Below are 20,966 nucleotides of genomic sequence, written 5' to 3' on the forward strand. Positions count from 1 at the left end.
CGAGGAGGTCCGGAGCGTAGAACCAGAGAGAATGCCCAGGGATATGAGGATTCAAGTACTGGAGCGACGAAGCAATTCTCGACTGGAATAGAGTTTCCGGAGATGTGTATTGTACAAATCATACCAGGTTACACAGCGCTGCACACAGGCTAAAATAAAAGTATTACCCGAACTACTTGGTGAGTTATTTTGAAAAGCATTGGTATTAAGTATCAACTGAGAATTACTACCCTAATCCCAGCCTTTTTAGTCGCCCTGCTTCTCGCTATTTTTTATAATGGACTATTTGGTAATGACTTAAAACAACATATGTCGCGTTTGGGAGAAGCTTATATCCGTCAATTGCTTCCTGCCGCTCAATACGCCATGCTCCGACGCGATGATCGTACTTTGCAAGGTTTAATTAATGCTTCTACAATTAACCCGGAAGTAATAGCTCTAGCCTTTTACAGTAGTGATGGGCAATTGCTAGCCTATCGTGGTGGGAAACACTCGCTGAATAAGCCATTTAATCCACCTAAATTTACAGGGGATTACATTGAAAGTAAGCAAATTAATCCTTTCACTATTAATTTCATCGCACCAGTTACTATTCCTAAATTTAATCTTTACTCCAATTCATCCTTCCAGAACCTACTGAGTCCTATGGCTACTCGTGCAGATGATATTTTAGGTTGGTTATCCATTGATATTGATACGCGCTCGATGATTATAAAGCGCTATCAAATGCTCATAGTAACGATTTTTATTACCCTATTTGGCTTGCTTATGGGATTAACCATTCACTATTTTCTGTCCAAGAAGATTTATTTACCTATTTCTCGTTTACGTAGAAGTATGAAACAAATTTTGCGAAATGAATTCGAAACGGAAATAAAAACAACCAGTCCCGGTGAACTAGGTACTATTGAGCAAGGTTGTGCCCATTTACAAAAAAAATACCTCGAGACAGTTCGTGATTTAAATCAACATATTGAAGTAGCCACCGAAGATTTGCAGCAAAGTCTTGAGCTGTTAGAAGAAAAAAATATCGAACTATCACTCGAGAAGAAAAAAATAGAAGAAAAAAGTCGGCAAAAATCAGAATTTATTGCCAATATGAGTCATGAAATCCGCACACCAATGAACGGAGTAATTGGTTTCACTAATGTTTTACTGGAAAGCAAACTTGATCCATTGCAATTGGATTATGTAAAAACGATAAAAACTTCTGCACAAGATTTATTAGGAATAATTAACGACATTCTCGATTTTTCCAAAATCGATGCTGGAAAACTTCATCTGGATTGCATCCCATTAAATATTCGTCATTGCATTGATGAAGTCCTTACACTCGCGGCACCGAATGCACATAAAAAAGGAATTGATTTAATCCCCATAACCGACATTAATGTACCCAAAATTATTTTGGGAGATCCCTTCAGAATAAAACAATTTATCACCAACTTGGTAACCAACGCCGTTAAATTTACAGATCATGGTTATGTGTTGGTTCGCACCAAAGTAGAACAGGAAACAGATAGAGATTATACTTTATGCATCACAATTACAGATACCGGTCTGGGTATTTCTCCCGAAGATCAAAGTAAATTGTTTACGGCATTTAACCAAGCGGATACAAGCATTACGCGACGTTATGGCGGTTCAGGCCTTGGTTTAGTTATTTGCAAAAAACTCTGTGAAGAAATGCATGGTCGGATTACATTTACAAGTGAACTCAATAAAGGCTCTAGCTTTACTGCCCATGTCAAAGTCGAAAAGCTGGTTGCTTATGAAATAGAAAAAAACCAAATACACCCCTTTGCCCATTACAAAATGCTGTGCTTTGACGATAATTCCCTGCACTTGGAAGCTCTGTGTAATGGCTTAGGCTATTGGGGAATACAATGCGTCCCTGTAAATTCGTTGAACCACCTTGAAAAAGCCCTGGAGAATAATAAAGACTGTAAAATTGCTTTTCTCAATATTAATAAAGGCTACGAGCAAAAAATCGCTAAAATTATCTCAGAGCATAATTACTTTCCTTATGTATTGATTTCCAAATGGCTTATTAATGATTACACCGCGCTTGGTGGTCAAGGCTTTTTATATAAACCAATTAGTATTCAGAAACTCCAAGACGTTATTGAATCACTTACTAGCCTAGAAAATATTGAAAAGCCAGTCAATCATGAATTGGATAGCTTAAGGGAACAATTACGTTTTATGCATCCAGATTTGCTTATTGCCGAAGACAACCCCGTTAATAAAATGCTTTTGAACTCTTTATTAGGCACCCACGCAAACATGACTTCAGTTGATGATGGTGAGATGGCTGTATCTGCATGCAATGACAAAAAATATGACTTGATTTTACTTGACTTACAAATGCCGAAAATAAATGGTTTAGAAGCAGCTCGACTCATTCGTCAAAAATCGCAACTTAACCGTCATACCCCTATAGTTTTGATTAGCGCGAATGGCAGTGATGTAAATAGTATTGATCTGAAAAAAGCAGGTGTTGACTATTGCTTACAAAAGCCTATAGATGAAAAACAATTACTTACACAAATTCTTCGTATTGCAGATAAATCAAAACATGCGGCAATCGACTGGCAATTATGTGTACAAAAAGTATCAGGAAATCAAGTGCTTGCGGAAGAATTCCTTGCACGATTTGTTGAAGAGCTCCATAAAAATCGTGAAGAATTCATCCAGTTAATGCATGATAAAAACATTAAAAAATTAGGAGAAGCAGCACATAAACTTCACGGGGCATGCTGTTTTTCCGGAGTACCCACGTTACAGAAAAAAGTAGTTCATGTAGAAAAACTGGCGGTACATGCTGCTTCAATTGAAGAATTAGCCACCCCTTTTGCAGAGTTAATTCAAAGTATTGATGCAGTAATTAATGAGTACGAAAATCAGAAAATCAGAGTTAACTAGGACTGTTTGCATTTCGTTAGCTTGAGCCAAAATGGCCTGATTTTCCAGTACCAAAGCGCAGCATCCTTGCAGTATGTGAGCATCGGAATGCAAGAAATCAGGACAGTTTATCCAAGGTAGAAATAGACAGTCCCTATTCCTATTCTTGCAACTTCCACAAAAATGATAAAGATGAGCAGTAACCTAACTAGGAGAAAGAATGACTATAAAAAATGCAATATATGCTCAATCAGGCGGCGTAACGGCTGTAATTAATGCTTCAGCGTGTGCTGTGATTCAAACCGCTAAGTTATATCCGCAATATATTGGCAAAGTATATGCAGCCAAAAATGGAATTATCGGCGCTTTAAATGAAGAACTTATTGATACATCGCTTGAAAGTGATGCAGATATTGCCAAATTACTACAAACCCCTTCTGGTGCCTTTGGTTCATGCCGCTACAAACTCAAAAATGATGGTGATGAATATGAGCGTCTGATTGAGGTGTTTAAAGCACATAATATAGGTTATTTTTTCTATAATGGCGGTGGGGATTCTCAGGATACAGCACATAAAATATCGCAATTAGGGGCTAAAATGGGTTACCCAATTACGTGTATTGGAATACCCAAGACAGTCGATAATGATCTGCCTTTTACAGATGCCTGCCCAGGATTCGGTTCCGTGGCTAAATATATAGCTATTTCCACCAAAGAAGCAGGTTTTGATGTTGCTTCTATGGCTGCATCATCGACAAAAGTCTTTATCCTTGAGGTAATGGGACGTCATGCAGGGTGGATTGCAGCAGCAAGCGGCTTAGCCAGTCAACAAGCGGATGAGCCACCACATATTATTTTATTACCCGAAGTTCCTTTTCAACAAACAAAGTTTCTGAGTAAAGTTGATGAATGTGTTAAAACTTATGGTTATTGTGTTGTCGTAGTTTCAGAGGGTATTCGCACTACAGAAGGTAAATTTTTAAGTGAAGCAGGGATTCGTGATGCATTTGGCCATGCCCAATTAGGTGGTGTTGCGCCAATTATTGCACAGTTAATCAAAACGGAACTGAATTATAAATACCATTGGGCAGTCGCAGATTATTTACAACGCGCCGCTCGTCATATCGCCTCAAGAGTAGATTTGGATCAAGCTTATGCTTTGGGTAAGGCTGCCGTAGAATATGCGATGAAAGGTCATAATGCCATCATGCCTATTATCATTCGCGAACAAGATGAACCTTATCAATGGTCTATTGGACATGTCCCATTAGCCGATGTTGCCAATCAGGAAAAAGCCATGCCTAAGGAATACATTGCTGCGGATGGAATGGGCATTACTGCTGCCTGTAAGCAGTATTTATTACCCTTGATTCAAGGCGAAGCTTACCCTGACTATGTGAATGGATTGCCTGATTATGTTCGTTTAAAAAATCAACTTGTTCCTAAAGTACTATCACAACTGTAACTTAGGTGCAGCGCAGCAGAACCCAGGATTAAGAGGTTTTTATCATATCCAGAATCCCCGGTTCCGCTGCGCTACACCCAGTTACAGCATCGGGAATTTCTTCAAACAGTTCCATTGTGATAAAAGAAATCAGACCTTTTGAAAAGAATAAAAAATTGTCTGATTAAATATTCAAGTTAGTCCGCCTTACACGTTAGGCAACCCGTCTATTCATCTGCTACAATAATATAAGGGAAAGAAAATGGACTTCAGGACCTTTTCTTACCATGGCAGGTTGTATCGTTGTTCTAGCCTAATTTGAGTTGTAACTTTTTGATAAATGACATTCTATTTGTCTATTTATTGTTGTACCAATTATTAGGAGCAGATAATGAAAGAAAAAGGTTTTACTTTAATTGAATTAATGATAGTGGTAGCAATAGTTGGTATTCTTGCCGCAATTGCTATCCCGGCATATCAGGATTACGTCGTCAGAGCTCGCGTTACAGAAGGGTTAAGTGTTGCTTCTTCAGCAAAAACAACTGTCTCTGAAAATGCAACAACAGGTAACGCTGACTTAAGTCAGGGCTGGAGTTTTGCAAACCCTACACCTAATGTGCAAAGTGTTGTTGTTACTGCTGCTACGGGTGTAATCACAATTACTTATACAGCGCTTGCACAAAACGTAGTTCTTACTTTAACGCCACAAGCTAACGGAGCCGCCCTTGTTGCTGGAACTCCACCAACTGACCCAATTACCTGGGTTTGTGCCGTAAATAATGCTGCGAACAACCGATACGTCCCTGCAAACTGCAGAATATAATTATATCTTTCTTAAAAGCCGCTTCAAGGGCGGCTTTTTTATTATGAATTTTAAATGAATAAGAGTTTAATATGTCACGTAAAAATCGTATTGAAGAAGTGATAAATCAGGAATTAGTTCCTACATTTTTAAATGTCGAAGATGAATCATCTAATCATCATGTCCCTGAAGGTGCGCAAACACATTTCAAAATCACTGTGGTCTCGTCACGATTTATTGATTTATCGCGAGTTGCGCGACATCGATTGTTAAATCAATTGCTCAAAGAAGAATTTGAACTTGGATTACATGCCTTAAGCATGCATTTATTTACTCCAGACGAGTGGGAAGATAAGAGCAAAACTGTTTTGCAATCTCCTGTTTGTAAAGGGGGTTTTAATAAAGAAAAAAAAGAGACATAACTTTGTATCAGCTAGGTAAATCTGATTATCAATTAAGAATAGAAATTTTTCTCAAATTCGATATTGTATTAAAGTTCGTAAAAAAGATTTTCTACCTCAATCATAGGAGAAAAAAAGAAAATTTTTCTTTACGAATCCGAAACAAATAAAACAATCTGATTTACATGACAAATAGCTCTGGAATTAATCCAAAGCCCCCCAAAATCGTTCACTAATAATGCGGGAAAAAATAGGTTACCGTGTGTAAGCTGAATATATATTCGTGTTTCCTAGTAATTTTTTTACATAAACGTAACAAAGTTGACACTATGTGATAAAATAAACAGTAACGTCCATCGCCAACTTCCTATATAATGCCTGGCATTTTTAATAAGTCTATTTAATTAATGAACAATTGGTCTTCTGAAAAAATATCCGTACTCGCCTTAGTTTTATTAATTACAGGTGCAATTGACAGCATTAGGAATTTACCGGGAACCGCTCTATTCGGCTCTTCATTAATTTTTTTCTTTATCTTTTCCGCAATTGTTTTTTTAATTCCTGTAGCTTTAGTATCAGCAGAATTATCGTCGACCTGGTCTGACGAGGAAGGTGGAATTTATAGTTGGGTCAAACATGCATATGGTGAAAATTTAGCCTTTTTTACTATTTGGCTGCAATGGATCAATACCTTGGTCTGGTATCCAACTATTTTATCCTTTATTGCTGGAGTGTTAGCTTATTTAATCAACCCCGAACTCGCTCAAAATAAGTACTATTTAATTACAGTAATTCTGGTTATATTCTGGTCCTTAACCCTAGTCGCTTTATCGGGTTTACGTGCCTCGGCACATTTTGCAGGTCTTTGCGCCATATTGGGAATGATACTTCCTATGGGATTTATCATTATTCTTGCACTGATTTGGGTCATTAAAGGAAACCCTATAGCAATTAATTTAAGCCTGTCACATTTACTGCCACACTGGAAAGACAGCCAATCCTGGGTATCACTCACCGCAATAATGACTTCGTTCCTAGGGATGGAGCTCGCAGCAGTACATGTTCGGAATGTACATAACCCCCAAGTCAATTTTCCTCGTGCGATGTTTTTTTCTGTGCTGCTTATTTTAACCACAATGATTTTTGGTTCTTTGGCTATTGCTTTTGTTCTGCCAAAAGAGAAAATCAGTCTAATTGACGGCGTACTTCAAGCTTTTAATAACTTTTTCCAAGCATATAACCTGGAATGGCTCTTGCCTTTTCTTATTGCATTACTCCTGTTAGGAAGTTTAGGCAGCATGATTAATTGGATTATCTCACCTGCAAAAGGCTTGCTCATGGCTGCTAACCATAACTTCCTACCAAAATCCATGTGCCAGTTGAACAAACATGGAGTGGCTTCGCGAATTTTAATCACCCAAGCAATTTTGGTTACTTTTTTGTGTAGTGGTTTTCTCTTGTTTCCCAGTGTTAATGCCATATACTGGTTATTTACTGCTTTAAGTACAGAACTCTACATCATGATGTATGTTTTGATGTTTATTGCAGCCTGGAAATTAAAAGGAAAATATGCGCATCTTAAGAGACCTTTTGCTATACCAGGGAAAAAAACCGGCTACTATATGACCTGTATTTTGGGCTTATTCGGATGTACTATGACTTTAATTGTAGGCTTCATCCCACCTGTTGAGTTTATGAATTTTGGCAGCGCCGCGCACTTCCGTCTGGTTTTCTCTATAGGAATTGCAATCATGATGATCCCTGCATTTTTACTGTATTGGCGTAAAAAATACATTACAAGATCATAATCTGTTACTTGGGTAAAGGTATAGCGATGCGGTAATTCCTGAGTTTCGCTGCTTTTACCCAGGCTGCAATACGATTGTTACAGCTTATCCTTTTCCTCTAATGAAATCACTCGAGCCTCATGTTCCAACATCACAGGAATATCATCCTGAATAGGAAATGCCAATCGGTCAAATTTACAAATAAGTTCTTGTTTTTTTATCAATAACTTCCCTTTACATAAAGGGCATACTAATATTTCCAATAGTTTTTTATCCACAAAATTCTCCTATAATCCTAAGTCACTTTATTTCGTACATATACAGGTTGTGCTTGGGCAGCTACGATAGGCTTTTGCGCAGAAAACCGAGCAAACTGAATCATAGCTGCTGCAGAAGGATATACTGTTAATTTATCACTTATTTGTGATTTAACTTCTGGAGTAACATCATCCCAATATGAGTCTATCCCTACTCCTGCAAGAATTACTGATTGCTTTTCAGGAAGGCTGAGTTTATGTACTGGAGTGACGTATTCCTCTGCTGTCCATTGATGCTCAGCAAAATAGGCCCAATACATCTCATGCATTCGCGCATCCAATACAGCTAATACAGGCAGGTTATTCTTCTGCATCTGCTGGCGGACTGACCAAGCAACAGCAACAAGGCCGCTCACCGGAATTAAAGACAAGTCATTGGCATAGGCAAGACCTTTTGCAATACTGCACGCAATTCGCAAACCGGTAAAACTACCTGGTCCGCGACCAAATACTATGGCATCCAGTTGACTCATTTGTAAACCAGCATTTACCATCAGCTTATCGATCATAGGTAAAATAAATTGAGCATGTGTTTTTTGATTACTTTGTTCCTCACAAAGTAACTCTTCTCCAGTAAGCAAAGCCAAACTGGCTATTTCTGTAGATGTATCAATCGCTAACAGTTTCATAATCCAGCTCTAATTCTCTGATAAATTGAAGCACTCTGTGTTCATCACGAGTTTTCGGTAACTGAGGCAAGCTTGCCAGGATACGTCCACCATAATCTCGACTGGTTAGACGGGGATCGGCAATCATTAAAACCCCTTTATCCGTATTATCCCGAATTAAACGCCCTACTCCTTGCTTCAAAGAGATCACTGCCCCAGGTAAAGATAACTCATCAAAACCCGATAAACCTTTTTCTTTTAAATAAGCCATTCTACCGCGAATTACAGGGTCAACTGGGCTGGAAAAAGGCAATTTATCAATAATAACACAAGAAAGAGCCTCCCCTTTAACATCCACCCCCTCCCAAAATGTTGCGGTCCCCAATAAAACAGCATTGCCTAGTTGCCTAAAACGCTCAAGCAAAATGGGTTTGGCCTCAGTTCCCTGAATCAATAATGGATAGTTTAAAATACTGCCCATCATTTGAGCAACTTGTTTTAACGCTTTATGGCTAGTAAATAGGAAAAAGCAACGCCCCCCTAAAGCTTCAATTAAAGGAATAGCTCGAGATACTAATAATTCATAATAAGTAGAATCTTTGGGATCGGGTAAACCTCTAGGCAGATACAGCAAGGCTTGTTGTCGATAATCAAAAGGACTGGGCAATAATAAAGTTTTTGCCTCATGCAATCCTAATGGCTTACAGAAACAGTCAAAAGAATCTGCAATGGTTAAGGTTGCAGAAGTAAAAATATAAGTACACTGCTGGCGCTTGAGTAAACTACTGAACGTTTCAGCAACATCATACGGAGTAACATGAAAAACTAAAGTATGTTTAAAGCGCTCTAGCCAACGTATTTTTTGATTATTTTCTTGAGTAAAAAACAATAAAACTCTGGCAAACTCCATTAATCGTTCTTTGCAGCGCGCAAGTCCAGGAAATTCAGCGAGCGATAATTCGCTGAAGCACCCCATGACTTCGTCTTTTAATGTCAACCAATCAACCCAAACACGCATAAAGGATTTGTTATGCTTTATTTCCTCCCAACTAAATCGGTCATCAACTTCCGCTAAACTACTTACTAGCTCATCCATCAACGTGTCTGCCTTATGGCTTAAAGCTTTTAAAGGTTGATTAGCAAGGTCTACAGCGGGCCATTCTTTAATAAGATCATCCAATAAATCACGAAACTGACGTGTTCCAATTCGTTCACCATTAAAATGGGTTGCTGTTTCAGCAAGTTGATGAGCCTCATCAAAAATAACCACCTCAACACCAGGTAATAACTCACCAAACCCTTCTTCTTTCAAGCGTGAATCAGCAAAAAATAGATGATGGTTAATGACGACTACATCAGCATCTAAAGCACGTTTGCGTGCCTTGAGTAGAAAGCATGTTTCATGATCAGGACATTCAATACCTAAGCAATTATCTACTGTTGAGGTTACATAATGCCAAACTGGAGAGTCTTCACTCAGTTCAGGCAACTCCGATCGATCACCGTTTTTCATTTGTGACAATTTACTGCGTACGTGAGCTACTTCATGAGCACATTGCGGGCTTTGGAATTGCCCTTCTTCAGAATGTAATGCAACACGATATTGACAAATATAATTGGATCTTCCTTTAAGATTTTGTATACGAGCAGATAATCCCAAAGCCCTGACTAAAGTAGGTAAGTCTTTTTGATAAAGCTGATCTTGTAATGTTTTGGTTGCTGTAGAAATCAGCGCTTTTTTTCCACTTAACAAACAAGGAAGTAAATAAGCAAAAGTCTTCCCTGTCCCTGTACCTGCTTCGGCAATTAAAATTGATTTTTCTTCGATTGCTGCAGCAATAGCCTCGGCCAAATCGGACTGTGGCTTACGTGCCATAAATCCGGGGATAGCAGTAGAAAGCCGCCCTTTCTCAGCAAAAATTCGCTGACAGGTTTCAGCGAGCGAAGTAATTTCTACCACTCTTCTTGCAAATATTGAAGTTTATCCTTAACCTCTTCCCAATCTTTGGCATCAGGCGGAGCATCTTTTTTTGCAGTTATATTAGGCCATTTTTTAGCAAGCTCAGCATTTAATTCTTTAAATTGTTGCTGCTCAGAAGTTAAATCATCTTCAGAAACAATTGCATTAACAGGACATTCCGGCTCGCACAATGCACAATCGATGCATTCCTCTGGGTGAATCACCAGAAAATTCGGGCCTTCATAAAAACAATCAACAGGGCATACTTCAACACAATCAGTGTACTTACACTTAATACAACTTTCTGTTACTACAAAAGTCATGATAAACCTTTCTTACGCTGGAAATAGTAAATATTAAATCATAAAATAGACCACTTAAGATAGTAGTTTTCTTAGTAATTACTTCATCCAAAACTGTCTTCCCAAATGAAAACGAGTTCATGATCTTTGCTAAAAAAAATAAAACGATTTGAACGCTGCAATTATTCACTTTTTATTCAAATGCACTTCTTGAAAGACAAATGGGTCTATGTTGTAATTTTACTCAATCTTTAAAATTACTGATGGGAGTGGTGTTTAAAATCTCACTAATGTTATGCTTCCCCTGCTTATCAAAGGAAATGAAATCTCAGGGGTGGGAATAATTGACAACTTTTTAATTATATCGATGCCTATTGTTTGACGTTGGAGTAGTACCCATGGTATTAACAGTAACACCTATTAACGCAAAGCACCGGAGGCTAATACGCCAAATACATGAATTTAATAAAATACCTGAGGAAGATGTAGTCCAGCGTTTATTCTACTTACAGAAAATCAATTATTTTATTAATTCAATACCCATATCTGAGGGAGAATTTAAATGGCTTGCGGCAAGCGGCCCAAAAAGTTGGAGAGCTCATCTAGAGTCTCATGGAATTAATCCTCATGGGTCATTCTTTTTTAAAGGGATTCAGTTTGCAAAAGCTGTTGCAGCACAAGCTCCAGCATTATTAATACCCTCTGGATTAGAAGATGAGATAAAAGGAAAAAATATCTATCAATTAATGCAAGAGCGGGATGTATTATTAAGAAGTGCCAATTTTAATGAAATAAAAGAACGATTTTTAGCCATCAGCGCCCGGCTTAGTGTGTTGGCAGAAAAAGATAGTATTCTAAAAAAGAATCTGGATGATCATGCCCAAATTCTACGTTTGGCCAAGTCAATTTGCCAATCAGGGAAGTTTATTAGATATTGCAAAAGGACTAAAAGGTCAGCCCCAACAAAAAATGCAGACGTAACAGAATATTACTTCAATTAGATTAATGATTTTTGCCTCAACCTCAAAGAAGCAAATGCCTATCATCCTGATATTAAATTAAGTAATTTCTTGGTGCATAACCATAAATTGCTGGTAAGTGACCGAAAAACATTCGTACGCTCCCCAAAATCACTTGCCAGTACACTACGAAGTAGTCCACGCTATGCCCCACCACAATATCTTGCTTGTCTTAATGAAGAGTGTGAGGATTACATACCTATAGCATATACTACTCAAATCGACGTAGAGCAACTGATGTCCTATCAGATGGGCAAAGCGCTCAAAGAATTCCTCATCGTAACTCAACTGGGTGAAATGCCCCAAGAATCCAATGAGAAAAATAGAACTGTTCTCGCTCATTTTGAAAAACCAAATCGTGCCATTACCAACTTGTCCATACTTATTGACGAGCTAACGCGTTACAAGGAAGGAAAAAGGCTTACCATAGAACAATTCAAGAGATTACTCCCTTCTTTGAATCATAATATTGATGATTTCTATAAACAACTTGAAAAAGAATTACCGGCAAAACATTTAGGCATTGAACGCGAATTAAATGAAATTGATCAACTCTTACATAACAATGAACGCAAAGGAATAAACTTTCTGGAACAAGCGAACATAATTTGTTGCCATTTCAGAACGAGATCCTAAAGAACCTCGCCTCAATCGCATGGCTGAAAAGTTAGCAATAAAAAGTTATCAAGAATATTCAGAAAGTTATTTTTCCCAAATTTCCCAGGATATTGAAGCCTCGCTTTTAGCAAAAGATTGGGATTCTGCAAGTTGGTGGAGACAAATAATCCATGCCCTATCTTTTGGTTTCTTCAGAGTAAAAAGAGTAACTACCGTGGATAATATAGACATTTCATTAAATTTTAATGATCAAGAATTCCGAACTCATTTTATTCAACTGGAGTTTTTGCCTGCAACAATTCTGGATAGCCTAGGTGCCACAGAAGCAAATAATTTTAATGATTATTTTCAAACACATTTGGATGAGATAAGAGCTCTAAACGATCCGGCCTCAAACAGCGAAGAGGAAGAGATTGATGTATCAGAAAAAAAGAAGGACCCTACAGAAGAGGAAACCAGCGCCCCTCTTCCCCAAAAAGGTGCTGACAAAAAGGATGAAGAGTCCCTTTCAACTGAGACAATGGTAATTAAAAATAACAGTACTAAAAAATCAGGAGACGCAAAATCCCCCCCTAAAACACCTGCTGAAGCAGAACCACCTACTGATGAGGAATCACCCGGTAAGCAGCAAAAACTGCTTCTCCAACCGATAAAAAACCTCAGCATAAGAAAAAAACGTCTGTTGACCTTGCAGAAAACTATAGATTTTTCGCAAAACTTGCCAAGGGCACCAAAGATGACGATCCTCAGGTTAAGAAAAGATCGATACGTCGAGTCGGCACTGCGCTCTTTAGAGGGGAGAAGAGAGGGCATTACCCTAATGCTCAGGATATTTTTAGGCAAACACCAGAAGAAGATGTAAATCATCAGGAAAATTTAACCACTGGATAAAAATAATGGACTCAAGGAAGAGTTCTCACTACTTAAAAATAAGAAAACGCGATCAGGAACTTTAAGGGATTATTTTATATCCTCTGGATTTCTAAAACCGCTACATTTATGTAGTGCGCGTCGAAGAGTATTTATTTTTATATTAATGAATAAAATTTGTAAATTTTCCGCAAAAAATTGCAATACAGCCAATTAATTAACACTTCAGTATTTTCTATGGTCTACAAATATTAATAGTAACGTAAAAAAGAGATTAAAATGAGTAGATTAAAAGTTTTCACTAATTTAGCTAATCGAATGTACAAAAAAGTAGTAGGCGAAAAGGAAAAAACAACTCAAGCCACCCCTGAAGGAACCAAAGATGCAGATGGTTCATACGGTAAAATGGAATCAGTTTTTCATACTGGGAGTGAAAAAGGAACAGTCAAGTCTCAAAAATCTGTTCTATTAGATGACATAGAAAGAATTAGGACCGATTTTCAACTTTATAATGGTGCTAAAAATCGCATAAGGTTACATGACGGCGGTATAAAAGACTCTGGGTCTGGGTATAAAGGTAATGAAAAAGAAATCATGAAAACTCTTGCAGAGAAAATAACCGCTCAACTAGAACAAAAAGGGTGGACGACATATTTTGAAGCAACAACATATCATCAGATTGAGAGTTTGACTCAGAAAGACAAAAGTATGCCAAAAGACGTACGTAACAAATTAATAGAACTTTGCAAAGAGTACGGCTCTGATTTCCAATACTTCAAAAAAGAACTTCAAAAAGAAGAATTTAAGCTAGAAGAAGAGCCTTCTACTATTCCCTCTTTTCAATAAATTAAAGGGTTATCTGAACCTTAAGAACAAATTTTTATGCTCTTTTTAATGAAAGGATTGTCATTTTATATAGTTTTCATCTGTATGCGCATTGATTATTATACGGAAATCCCTAATGTACTTTTTGACCAAAAGCATAAAAATTGTCTATATTTATAAACAGGTCAAATTGGTTTTATAAGGACATAACCAATGGAGTTGGAGCAAAAAAACAGGATTATTAAACGTTTTTTAAAAGAACAAAGTGAAAATCCTGTTGTAGTGGAACTAAAGGATGAAAATCTGGCGATTTATTCTGATCTTGATAAGTTATTAGATCACCTTGATCTCCATAAAAAGGGTTTATTCGACCTGAAGACTCTGGAAACGGATCCAGACCAGTGGCGAGAATTTTGTGGGATCATTAAATACGCTTCTACTTTTGAAAAAGGAGGCTCTCCTCCTCTGCTAAAGAGTGTTGATCTTAAAAAAGTAGAAGAAGGTATACGATATACTTTGAATGCACATGAAATTATTCGATTACCCAAAGATGATTATTATGAACGCTCGACTCATATACCCCAAGATATAGATGCTCAGTTAGATGATTTAATCGTTAACAGCAGGACAAAATTGTATGCTCTGACACAAACCTTTCCAGAAGCCATACCTTTTGATGCCTCCAATTCACTTCAAGTCACCTCGCAGATTCAACGCCTACAAGAAGAAATGGCACGATCATTTAATAGTGATACAGAAAGGGAAAGCATAGAAAAGAGATTAAATATCTTATTGGATCTCAATAAAATCAATGAATTAAAACGAATTAATATTCCACAAGACAATGGTTCAACCCTCGTCTATTGCATCTTACAAGAAAGCGTAGGTGGGGTGACAGAAAAAATCTCATTAATTAGCCTGGAGAGTGTAAAAAAACAATTGAATTGTTTATGTGGGCGTGCAGAAGGTCTAAGTATTGAGAATTACCATACTGAAAGAGAATGCTATAAACTCAGCACGCAAGCCATTATTAAATTGCCCAAACATGGCAATATTAAAGAAGTTCAACATGAAGCCATGGCACTCAATCTTTCCCGATTAATGGGATTAGATACGGCTGCTTCAACTACAATTTCTCATAATGGGCATCCAGGATTATTCATACCTTTTGAAGAAATACGTTTACTGAGTGAATTCTCTTTGGGGAAAACATTTTATGCGTGGCTTACAGGAAAAACCTATACCCATTATTCAACGATTAAAACTCTTGGGGAAGGGATACAAGCGGATTACTTTATCGAAGATTTTGGCAAGATACTTGGTTTACTTTATCTCTGTAGTGATACCGATGCAATTGGCGGCAATTGCCAAAACAAGGCATTAAGAAATGCAAAATCACTTTTTATCTTTGACCAATCACTCATGGATACTGATCGATTTATTCTTGATTCAAGATTGTGTCTTATACCTGGTGATTTTCTTAGAAAGCACTCTCGTCATGGCTTAGGACGCAATCGCACGCTTATTGAAGATTCATCCATGAATTCTAAATTTGAAAGCATCATGCAATTGCGCTCTATTGGCGATAAAATTATTCAATATATCAATCATATTGCATGGCAACATCACCAACAAACATCCCGAATTAAACGACAATTTAAAAAACCACTAAGTATAGAAAAACAAAGTCAATTAACTTCTGAGTTAAGTGATCTTCTGGTTCTTGAAAAAGATGCAGAAACCCTGCAGGCACGAGTATTAGAGCGTCTTGAAGCAATTGATAATATACTTCCCCAAACGGCAGGTGATATAGACTCTTTCGGAATCAAACAAGCCTTAATTTTTGAAAAACTCCTGCATAATCCAATATTATTTAGTGATGATGGCCGCGCCTTTAAATATCCTTGGACTCACAGACAGCAAAATAAAGTTAGAAAAGTAGAAGAACTTGGAAATGGCTTGATACAGCTGACGTTTAGTGACAAAGTTTCTTCAGCCATACTGGATTTTATTAAACGACGCAGTGGAGCTGATTCAATCACCAATACCTCACCCAAAATTATAACCTTAAGTAGAGTACACTTTGCAGCATTAAGGGAAGACACACTTCATCCTGAATATCAATTAGTTCTGGACCCCACTACGAACTACCTGGATCCCGCTGATTTGGGAGTAATCAAGGATGCTTACACTATGGGAAATAGAACCTATATTATGAATACGATTACAAGTTATTGTAAAAAAATGAAGTGCGATAAGGCCTCTACTGATGAAAAATTGAAATGCATCGTTGAAACTGAGGAACGACTTAGAGCACTTATTATCACAGCCCATGATAGAGGCTTTGGCATGCACGTTATTAAAAAATTCTTTTTTGACGCACAACAACAATTACAACAAATGATTTCTCCTTTGAAATTCCCAATGAGGTTAAATGATGCGTTTACCGCTGCTTTAAAGCTAGATAGAGTATCTGAATTTAACGCTGTAGTATCGGAAGCAATAAAACACGATAAAATCACCGATAAGCAATTCATCAGCTTTTTGGAGGAGTGTATACTCAAAGCCAGTGCTGCAACAAATTACCTGCAAGCACGAGAAAAAAGCCAGGAATTATCCAGTATTGCAAAAACGGTAATACATCAATTAGGAACGCTTTCCACGTCTTGGAGTCAATTTTTAGCTGCAAATGTGCGGCAAAAAGGATTGAATAAGACCGAACCAATAGTTATCACTAAAACAATACAAGAGAAAGAAGAAGATGAGTGGGTAATAAAATCATCCCCAAATTCATCGATATTGGACATGATACATGAGGAGCAAATTGGAATATCATGTAAATAATAAGTCTAAGGACTTGTTCACTAAATGCAGTTAATGGAGCTATTATGCCTATACATGAGAGACGTCAACATTTTCGGGTGGAAGATCATATCTATTTTAACTACCGAATTATGGAACCTGGGGAGCTGTGTCCTGATCGCGCAGTTGTGGATCAACTTTTAGGCAAAAATGGACAACGATATCTTGAGGCAGCACATTATTTTCAAGAAATTGATTATGAATTGGCAGAACTCACCCAAGTTATTGCTCTTAAAGAACCCACAATAGCCCATTACCTTAACCTTTTAAATGCAAAAATAGATTATTTATCACGACAAATGCTGATGACGAACACAATTCAGTTACGTAAGGTTAATCTTAGTCTGGGTGGAATGGCATTTAAAACGCCCGACCTTATTAGAGAAAAAACCCTGATAAAGTTGGTAATCTATACTAAACCCAAAATGATCCCCATAATTGTAGAAGGGACCGTAGTCTACAGCCAATATCAAAATGAGCATAATTACCGCACGGCAGTACAGTTTAACGGATTAACAAATGAACAGGAGCAAATTCTTTCCCAACATATTTTGTTAGCTCAGGCAAAACATCGTTCAGATTAAAAATAAAAGTCATTTTAACTACACAATTGCCGAATAACACGTAAACTATACTGTGTTTATGATGTTGGAAACAAGAGGCAAAAACATGACCAGAATAGTACATTGCTGTAAATTAGAACAGGATGCCGAAGGCTTATTAAAACCACCCTTCCCCGGCGCATTAGGAGAACGGATTTATAATGAAGTATCAAAACAAGCCTGGACCATGTGGCTAAGTCATCAAACCATGCTCATCAATGAATACCGCCTGAACTTAATGGAAGCGAAAGCTCGCGAGTTTTTAAAAGAAGAGATGCAAAAATATTTTTTTGGTGAAGGCTCAGAAAAGCCAACAGGCTATACTCCGAAGTAAATCAACATACTTTGCAAAGATTAAAAATAGCATGCAATAACCAGCTTATAAAACTCTGCAGGAAGGTCATAAAATTTAAGGGTTCTATTGTTAAAATATTGAATTTTTTGGCCTACTCCCTAGCGAGTTTGATGCAGGTATTTTCATAATCCACTTCGTACATCGCTTTATGCCCGAATGACTCAAGCACTTACAAACCAGGCTTCCTGCCACACCTACAAACTGCACTTCCTAGCCCGCCTACATACCGCCCTATATGCGCGGTATCCAGAACCTGATAAGCATACTTCTAAGCTCTGTACATCAAAGACCCAGGGAGAACGTATAAAAAATTTCCTATTCTTTCTCTCTCTTCTCAATTCCTGAAAAAAAACAATACAGTAGAAAAATAATATTCCATTTTGAATTAAATGGAGTCAAAAAGAGATTATTACATACTAAATTATGATAAAAATTAATAACTTATTCAGAAAAAGCACTATGATTTTAAAAAACACATACAATAAGTATTCAGGAAATAATTCACATTGAAATGAAAAACAATTTTTTTTAAAAAAAAATGCATTCAACACTTGACTCAAAACGCATCTCGGAGTCTAATAGCAACCCTCGGGGCCAGATAGCTCAGTCGGTAGAGCAGAGGACTGAAAATCCTCGTGTCGGCAGTTCGATTCTGCCTCTGGCCACCATGAGAACTCTTATATAATCAATAAGTTATAATTGATTTGTTAAACCCTTAAAAAGTGAGTATCACCCCACTTTTCTGGGCTCTTTCCCAATTATGGGGGCACTCACATTTAACAGCACAGCACCCTAGTAATTTGGCTCTTTCCCAATTACGGGAGCAGCTTTAATCATCCGCAGAGCACCCTAACACGTACTCTATAATTTTCAAAATTTCTAAAACCATAAGCTTCGCTGAATGAGTTTCATTTTGCGATGGAGCCCTTCTGTTATTCCATTAGATTTACTAAACCGCCACATTCTGGCGACCTCATCTTTCCGACTCTTATTGTTAGCGTAGTAACTGGTAAGCTTGATTGCGGCTCCATGCACTGGAAAGTCTTTTTTAGTTGATATAGTGAGGTGCAGAAACCAAGCCCCTTTAAACTAAATAAACTAGTCCAAACGCATCCCCACTTTAATAGGAGCCATTATTTTTTCCATAGATTCATTTTTAGATAAAGAGTCTCGAATCACCCTGAAATTTATATGGCTCGGTTGACTAAATACATCAATAATTTCCAGAGTATTATTACTATGATTCCTTTCATCTGATTTGTTTATCCTATCCTTGATTTGAATAATAGCCGAGGCAATTTTTTTATCATCTAAATAATCAATATCCTCCATTATATTGCGTATTTCTTGAATAATAGTAGGAATATTGCCATCTTGTCCTTTCATTAAATCATCATTATTTAATACCGCGTTAACAGCGAAAATGTTTTCCTCTCTCTCATTAGTAGGGATTCTAATAATATTACTCCTAGCTTTTAATTTATCCGGAAGAGTAGCAGTTGGAGATAAAGTGGAAGTCTCTGTAGTTTCCATACTTAATGCAGTCGGGGTTGTAACATTATAAATAGGTTTTTCAGTCTCTTGAGATATAGACAAGTCGTTTTTGGCTTCACTCGCTATAATTTTTTCTAAGTTTTTAATTTCTAACTCAATTTCTTCTAAATCTTTGGGAAGGTTTTGTAAAGCAATTAATGCTTCTTCGCTCAATTCCTCCGTCAAATTATCTGGTCCGGACTGATACTTCTCTGATCTGTCGAATTTAGGTTGCTCCATTTCTTTACAAACTTTGGCAATATCTAAAAACTTAGAATATACTTTTTGTGTATCGATTCTCAAAAGTTTATCCTCTGGCTTTCTAATTTCATCATTAAATTCTCTAAATTCTTTAATAATTTGATCTATGACTAAAGGATTTTGATTAATATATTGCCTAAATTCAGGGATAGCTATTAGTGTTGTTGTTAATAGGAACGTTCTTTCAATTTTATCTGCAACAAGTTGTTTTCTTAATTCCTCCGAACTAACAGTTGCTTTTGCTATTTCCATGTAATTAAGGTCATCAATAAGAATGCGTTTCAGAAAACTATAGTATTTTTGTGAAATAAAATGTTCATTATGAACTAGTTCATCAACATCTAATAATTTTTTTGGATATTCATGGACAAAGATTGCAGGGCCTGCGTCTTTTAATCTTGGGAAGTTAACTATATCATTAGCAGTAATAATAAATGGACTTTTAGCAGGAACGTCCCTTTGCTGGGATACAACCGGATATGTACTTTCACCGTGATCTATTTTAACCGAAATTACTTCACCTTCCTTATTGCGTCCAAACCCAAAATTTTCTGCGTTTAAATCATTTTCTTCCTCGCAGTAAGCTGCAACTAAAATTTGCGGAAACTTGAGTTTAATAAAATCTTCTGTGCTTACTCCCCTCTTGTTATTCTGTTTATAATAGCTGTAAAAAGATAAATAGTCAGGAATAAGTTTTGAAACAATAGCAATGGTAGCATTTGAATCATCATGAACTCCCCTCACTTTTGCAGCATGTTCTCCAAGTAGCATGCGATAACATAAGCCATTAAAAGCTTCTATTTCACCAAAGTTAGAATTGAGGGCTTCTTTGTATACATAAGAACTCTGAGAATGTTTTTTTCCCTCTTTTCTCTTAACAATAGATATTTCAGAAGTAGACTTTGCTATCTCATTAGATTCCTGTTGTTTTGTGAATAAGCCTCCACTCTTACTTTTATAAGGCTTCTTTCTATGTTTCATTTTATGCGCATTAAGTAGCGTATCCTTATATAATTATATTAGGTAATGTCCAAATTTCCATGTTATGTCCCAAGAAGACAAAAGACCCTCCTCTACCTTAGTAGACTTAATTCAAGTTGCAATGAAATACATCCTAATTGCAGAGAAATCGATGTAATGCAAAATACAGAGCCCAACAAAATCATCAAAAATTGACTGTGGGAAATTTGCGTATTTGAGTACGACACTGTGATACATCGTAGGATATTTGCAATGGTTTCCTTTGATATAAATTATAATAAAATCAATGGATTATTTTTAAACCAGAGGACTGAAAATCCTCGTGTCCGCAGTTCGATTCTGCCTCTGGCCACCCATGAGAGCCAACGACTTACCCGAGATTTCAAAATTTCCATGTAGACGCAATCTAGACACTTTAAACAGCACATTCACTTTTACTCATTATTATAAAAATAAGAGTTAGAACGTTTTAAGACTCAATTAACTGTTCATGGCTAAGTACCAGACTCCGCTCA

At 37.1% G+C, this 20,966-nt stretch carries 17 protein-coding genes, 1 tRNA gene and 1 pseudogene; 13 read left to right on the top strand and 6 right to left on the bottom strand.

Going from position 1 to position 20,966, the window contains the following annotated elements:
- Positions 1-186 precede the first annotated feature (186 nt).
- From letS to LXO92_RS12975, 5 genes are all read left to right on the top strand, one after another.
- Complete coding sequence (gene letS, locus LXO92_RS12955; RefSeq protein ID WP_182352839.1) at positions 187-2,925, top strand: two-component system sensor histidine kinase LetS; 2,739 nt, start codon at positions 187-189, stop codon at positions 2,923-2,925.
- Positions 2,926-3,124: 199 nt separating this feature from the next.
- Positions 3,125-4,369 (top strand): 6-phosphofructokinase, encoded by a 1,245-nt coding sequence (locus tag LXO92_RS12960; protein WP_182349974.1) that lies wholly within the window; start codon positions 3,125-3,127, stop codon positions 4,367-4,369.
- Positions 4,370-4,739: 370 nt separating this feature from the next.
- Positions 4,740-5,171: a pilin gene (locus LXO92_RS12965; RefSeq protein WP_220471037.1), complete on the top strand. Its 432-nt coding sequence runs from the start codon at positions 4,740-4,742 to the stop codon at positions 5,169-5,171.
- Positions 5,172-5,242: 71 nt separating this feature from the next.
- Complete coding sequence (locus LXO92_RS12970) at positions 5,243-5,572, top strand: BolA family protein (protein WP_232891124.1); 330 nt, start codon at positions 5,243-5,245, stop codon at positions 5,570-5,572.
- A gap of 386 nt (positions 5,573-5,958) precedes the next feature.
- Entirely contained in the window at positions 5,959-7,359 is a 1,401-nt protein-coding gene (locus LXO92_RS12975; protein WP_182349976.1) for an APC family permease, read from the top strand.
- Between the two features lie 77 nt (positions 7,360-7,436).
- Here LXO92_RS12975 and LXO92_RS12980 read toward each other — a convergent pair whose 3' ends face one another.
- The 4 genes from LXO92_RS12980 to fdxA are packed head-to-tail and all read right to left on the bottom strand — an operon-like array spanning position 7,437 to position 10,546.
- Complete coding sequence (locus tag LXO92_RS12980; RefSeq protein ID WP_019231979.1) at positions 7,437-7,616, bottom strand: Trm112 family protein; 180 nt, start codon at positions 7,614-7,616, stop codon at positions 7,437-7,439.
- Between the two features lie 17 nt (positions 7,617-7,633).
- Complete coding sequence (tsaB, locus tag LXO92_RS12985) at positions 7,634-8,284, bottom strand: tRNA (adenosine(37)-N6)-threonylcarbamoyltransferase complex dimerization subunit type 1 TsaB (protein WP_182349977.1); 651 nt, start codon at positions 8,282-8,284, stop codon at positions 7,634-7,636.
- Positions 8,265-10,223 carry a DNA repair helicase YoaA gene (yoaA, locus tag LXO92_RS12990; RefSeq protein WP_232891125.1) on the bottom strand — a complete coding sequence of 653 codons (1,959 nt, stop codon included), beginning with the start codon at positions 10,221-10,223 and terminating at the stop codon, positions 8,265-8,267. Before yoaA ends, tsaB begins: the two co-directional genes overlap by 20 nt.
- A complete protein-coding gene (gene fdxA / locus LXO92_RS12995; RefSeq protein WP_182349979.1) occupies positions 10,217-10,546 on the bottom strand; it encodes a ferredoxin FdxA in 330 nt (109 codons plus the stop codon). Before fdxA ends, yoaA begins: the two co-directional genes overlap by 7 nt.
- Before the next feature lie 377 nt (positions 10,547-10,923).
- On the opposite strand from fdxA, the gene LXO92_RS13000 reads away from it, so the two are divergent.
- The 8 genes from LXO92_RS13000 (at position 10,924) to LXO92_RS13035 (ending at position 18,344) form a co-directional block, all read left to right on the top strand.
- Positions 10,924-11,526 (top strand): hypothetical protein, encoded by a 603-nt coding sequence (locus tag LXO92_RS13000; protein ID WP_232891126.1) that lies wholly within the window; start codon positions 10,924-10,926, stop codon positions 11,524-11,526.
- 72 nt (positions 11,527-11,598) lie between these two features.
- The gene (locus LXO92_RS13005) at positions 11,599-12,180 is read left to right on the top strand and encodes a hypothetical protein (RefSeq protein WP_232891127.1); all 582 of its coding nucleotides are present in this window, start codon (positions 11,599-11,601) and stop codon (positions 12,178-12,180) included.
- A 19-nt stretch (positions 12,181-12,199) separates the two neighbouring features.
- Positions 12,200-13,024, top strand: a complete 825-nt coding sequence (locus tag LXO92_RS13010; RefSeq protein ID WP_232891128.1) for a hypothetical protein — start codon at positions 12,200-12,202, stop codon at positions 13,022-13,024.
- A gap of 287 nt (positions 13,025-13,311) precedes the next feature.
- Positions 13,312-13,878, top strand: coding sequence for a hypothetical protein (locus LXO92_RS13015; protein ID WP_182349980.1), 567 nt, complete (start codon positions 13,312-13,314; stop codon positions 13,876-13,878).
- Positions 13,879-14,070: 192 nt separating this feature from the next.
- On the top strand, positions 14,071-16,701 hold the full coding sequence (locus LXO92_RS13020) for a hypothetical protein (protein ID WP_232891129.1): 2,631 nt from the start codon (positions 14,071-14,073) through the stop codon (positions 16,699-16,701).
- Between the two features lie 44 nt (positions 16,702-16,745).
- Positions 16,746-17,303 (top strand): PilZ domain-containing protein, encoded by a 558-nt coding sequence (locus LXO92_RS13025; protein ID WP_182349982.1) that lies wholly within the window; start codon positions 16,746-16,748, stop codon positions 17,301-17,303.
- An 85-nt stretch (positions 17,304-17,388) separates the two neighbouring features.
- Positions 17,389-17,655, top strand: coding sequence for an oxidative damage protection protein (locus LXO92_RS13030; RefSeq protein ID WP_182349983.1), 267 nt, complete (start codon positions 17,389-17,391; stop codon positions 17,653-17,655).
- 613 nt (positions 17,656-18,268) lie between these two features.
- A tRNA-Phe gene (locus LXO92_RS13035) sits at positions 18,269-18,344 on the top strand.
- Between the two features lie 165 nt (positions 18,345-18,509).
- On the opposite strand, the pseudogene LXO92_RS13040 reads toward LXO92_RS13035, so the two are convergent.
- Both LXO92_RS13040 and LXO92_RS13045 read right to left on the bottom strand, forming a co-directional pair.
- Positions 18,510-18,657, bottom strand: a pseudogene (locus tag LXO92_RS13040) (transposase); the annotation flags it as partial.
- A gap of 117 nt (positions 18,658-18,774) precedes the next feature.
- Complete coding sequence (locus LXO92_RS13045; protein WP_182349984.1) at positions 18,775-20,451, bottom strand: hypothetical protein; 1,677 nt, start codon at positions 20,449-20,451, stop codon at positions 18,775-18,777.
- Positions 20,452-20,966: the final 515 nt, after the last annotated feature.

This window comes from Legionella resiliens, from assembly GCF_021344005.1.
GTDB classification, from domain to species: domain Bacteria; phylum Pseudomonadota; class Gammaproteobacteria; order Legionellales; family Legionellaceae; genus Legionella; species Legionella resiliens.

Bases quoted from the DNA above. Each gene is read 5' to 3' on its own strand.
- LXO92_RS12960 (WP_182349974.1), top strand. From the start codon at position 3,125: ATGACTATAAAAAATGCAATATATGCTCAATCAGGCGGCGTAACGGCT.
- LXO92_RS12965 (WP_220471037.1), top strand. From the start codon at position 4,740: ATGAAAGAAAAAGGTTTTACTTTAATTGAATTAATGATAGTGGTAGCA.
- LXO92_RS12970 (WP_232891124.1), top strand. From the start codon at position 5,243: ATGTCACGTAAAAATCGTATTGAAGAAGTGATAAATCAGGAATTAGTT.
- LXO92_RS12975 (WP_182349976.1), top strand. From the start codon at position 5,959: ATGAACAATTGGTCTTCTGAAAAAATATCCGTACTCGCCTTAGTTTTA.
- tsaB (WP_182349977.1), bottom strand. From the start codon at position 8,284: ATGAAACTGTTAGCGATTGATACATCTACAGAAATAGCCAGTTTGGCT.
- fdxA (WP_182349979.1), bottom strand. From the start codon at position 10,546: ATGACTTTTGTAGTAACAGAAAGTTGTATTAAGTGTAAGTACACTGAT.
- LXO92_RS13000 (WP_232891126.1), top strand. From the start codon at position 10,924: ATGGTATTAACAGTAACACCTATTAACGCAAAGCACCGGAGGCTAATA.
- LXO92_RS13010 (WP_232891128.1), top strand. From the start codon at position 12,200: ATGGCTGAAAAGTTAGCAATAAAAAGTTATCAAGAATATTCAGAAAGT.
- LXO92_RS13015 (WP_182349980.1), top strand. From the start codon at position 13,312: ATGAGTAGATTAAAAGTTTTCACTAATTTAGCTAATCGAATGTACAAA.
- LXO92_RS13020 (WP_232891129.1), top strand. From the start codon at position 14,071: ATGGAGTTGGAGCAAAAAAACAGGATTATTAAACGTTTTTTAAAAGAA.
- LXO92_RS13025 (WP_182349982.1), top strand. From the start codon at position 16,746: ATGCCTATACATGAGAGACGTCAACATTTTCGGGTGGAAGATCATATC.
- LXO92_RS13030 (WP_182349983.1), top strand. From the start codon at position 17,389: ATGACCAGAATAGTACATTGCTGTAAATTAGAACAGGATGCCGAAGGC.
- LXO92_RS13045 (WP_182349984.1), bottom strand. From the start codon at position 20,451: ATGAAACATAGAAAGAAGCCTTATAAAAGTAAGAGTGGAGGCTTATTC.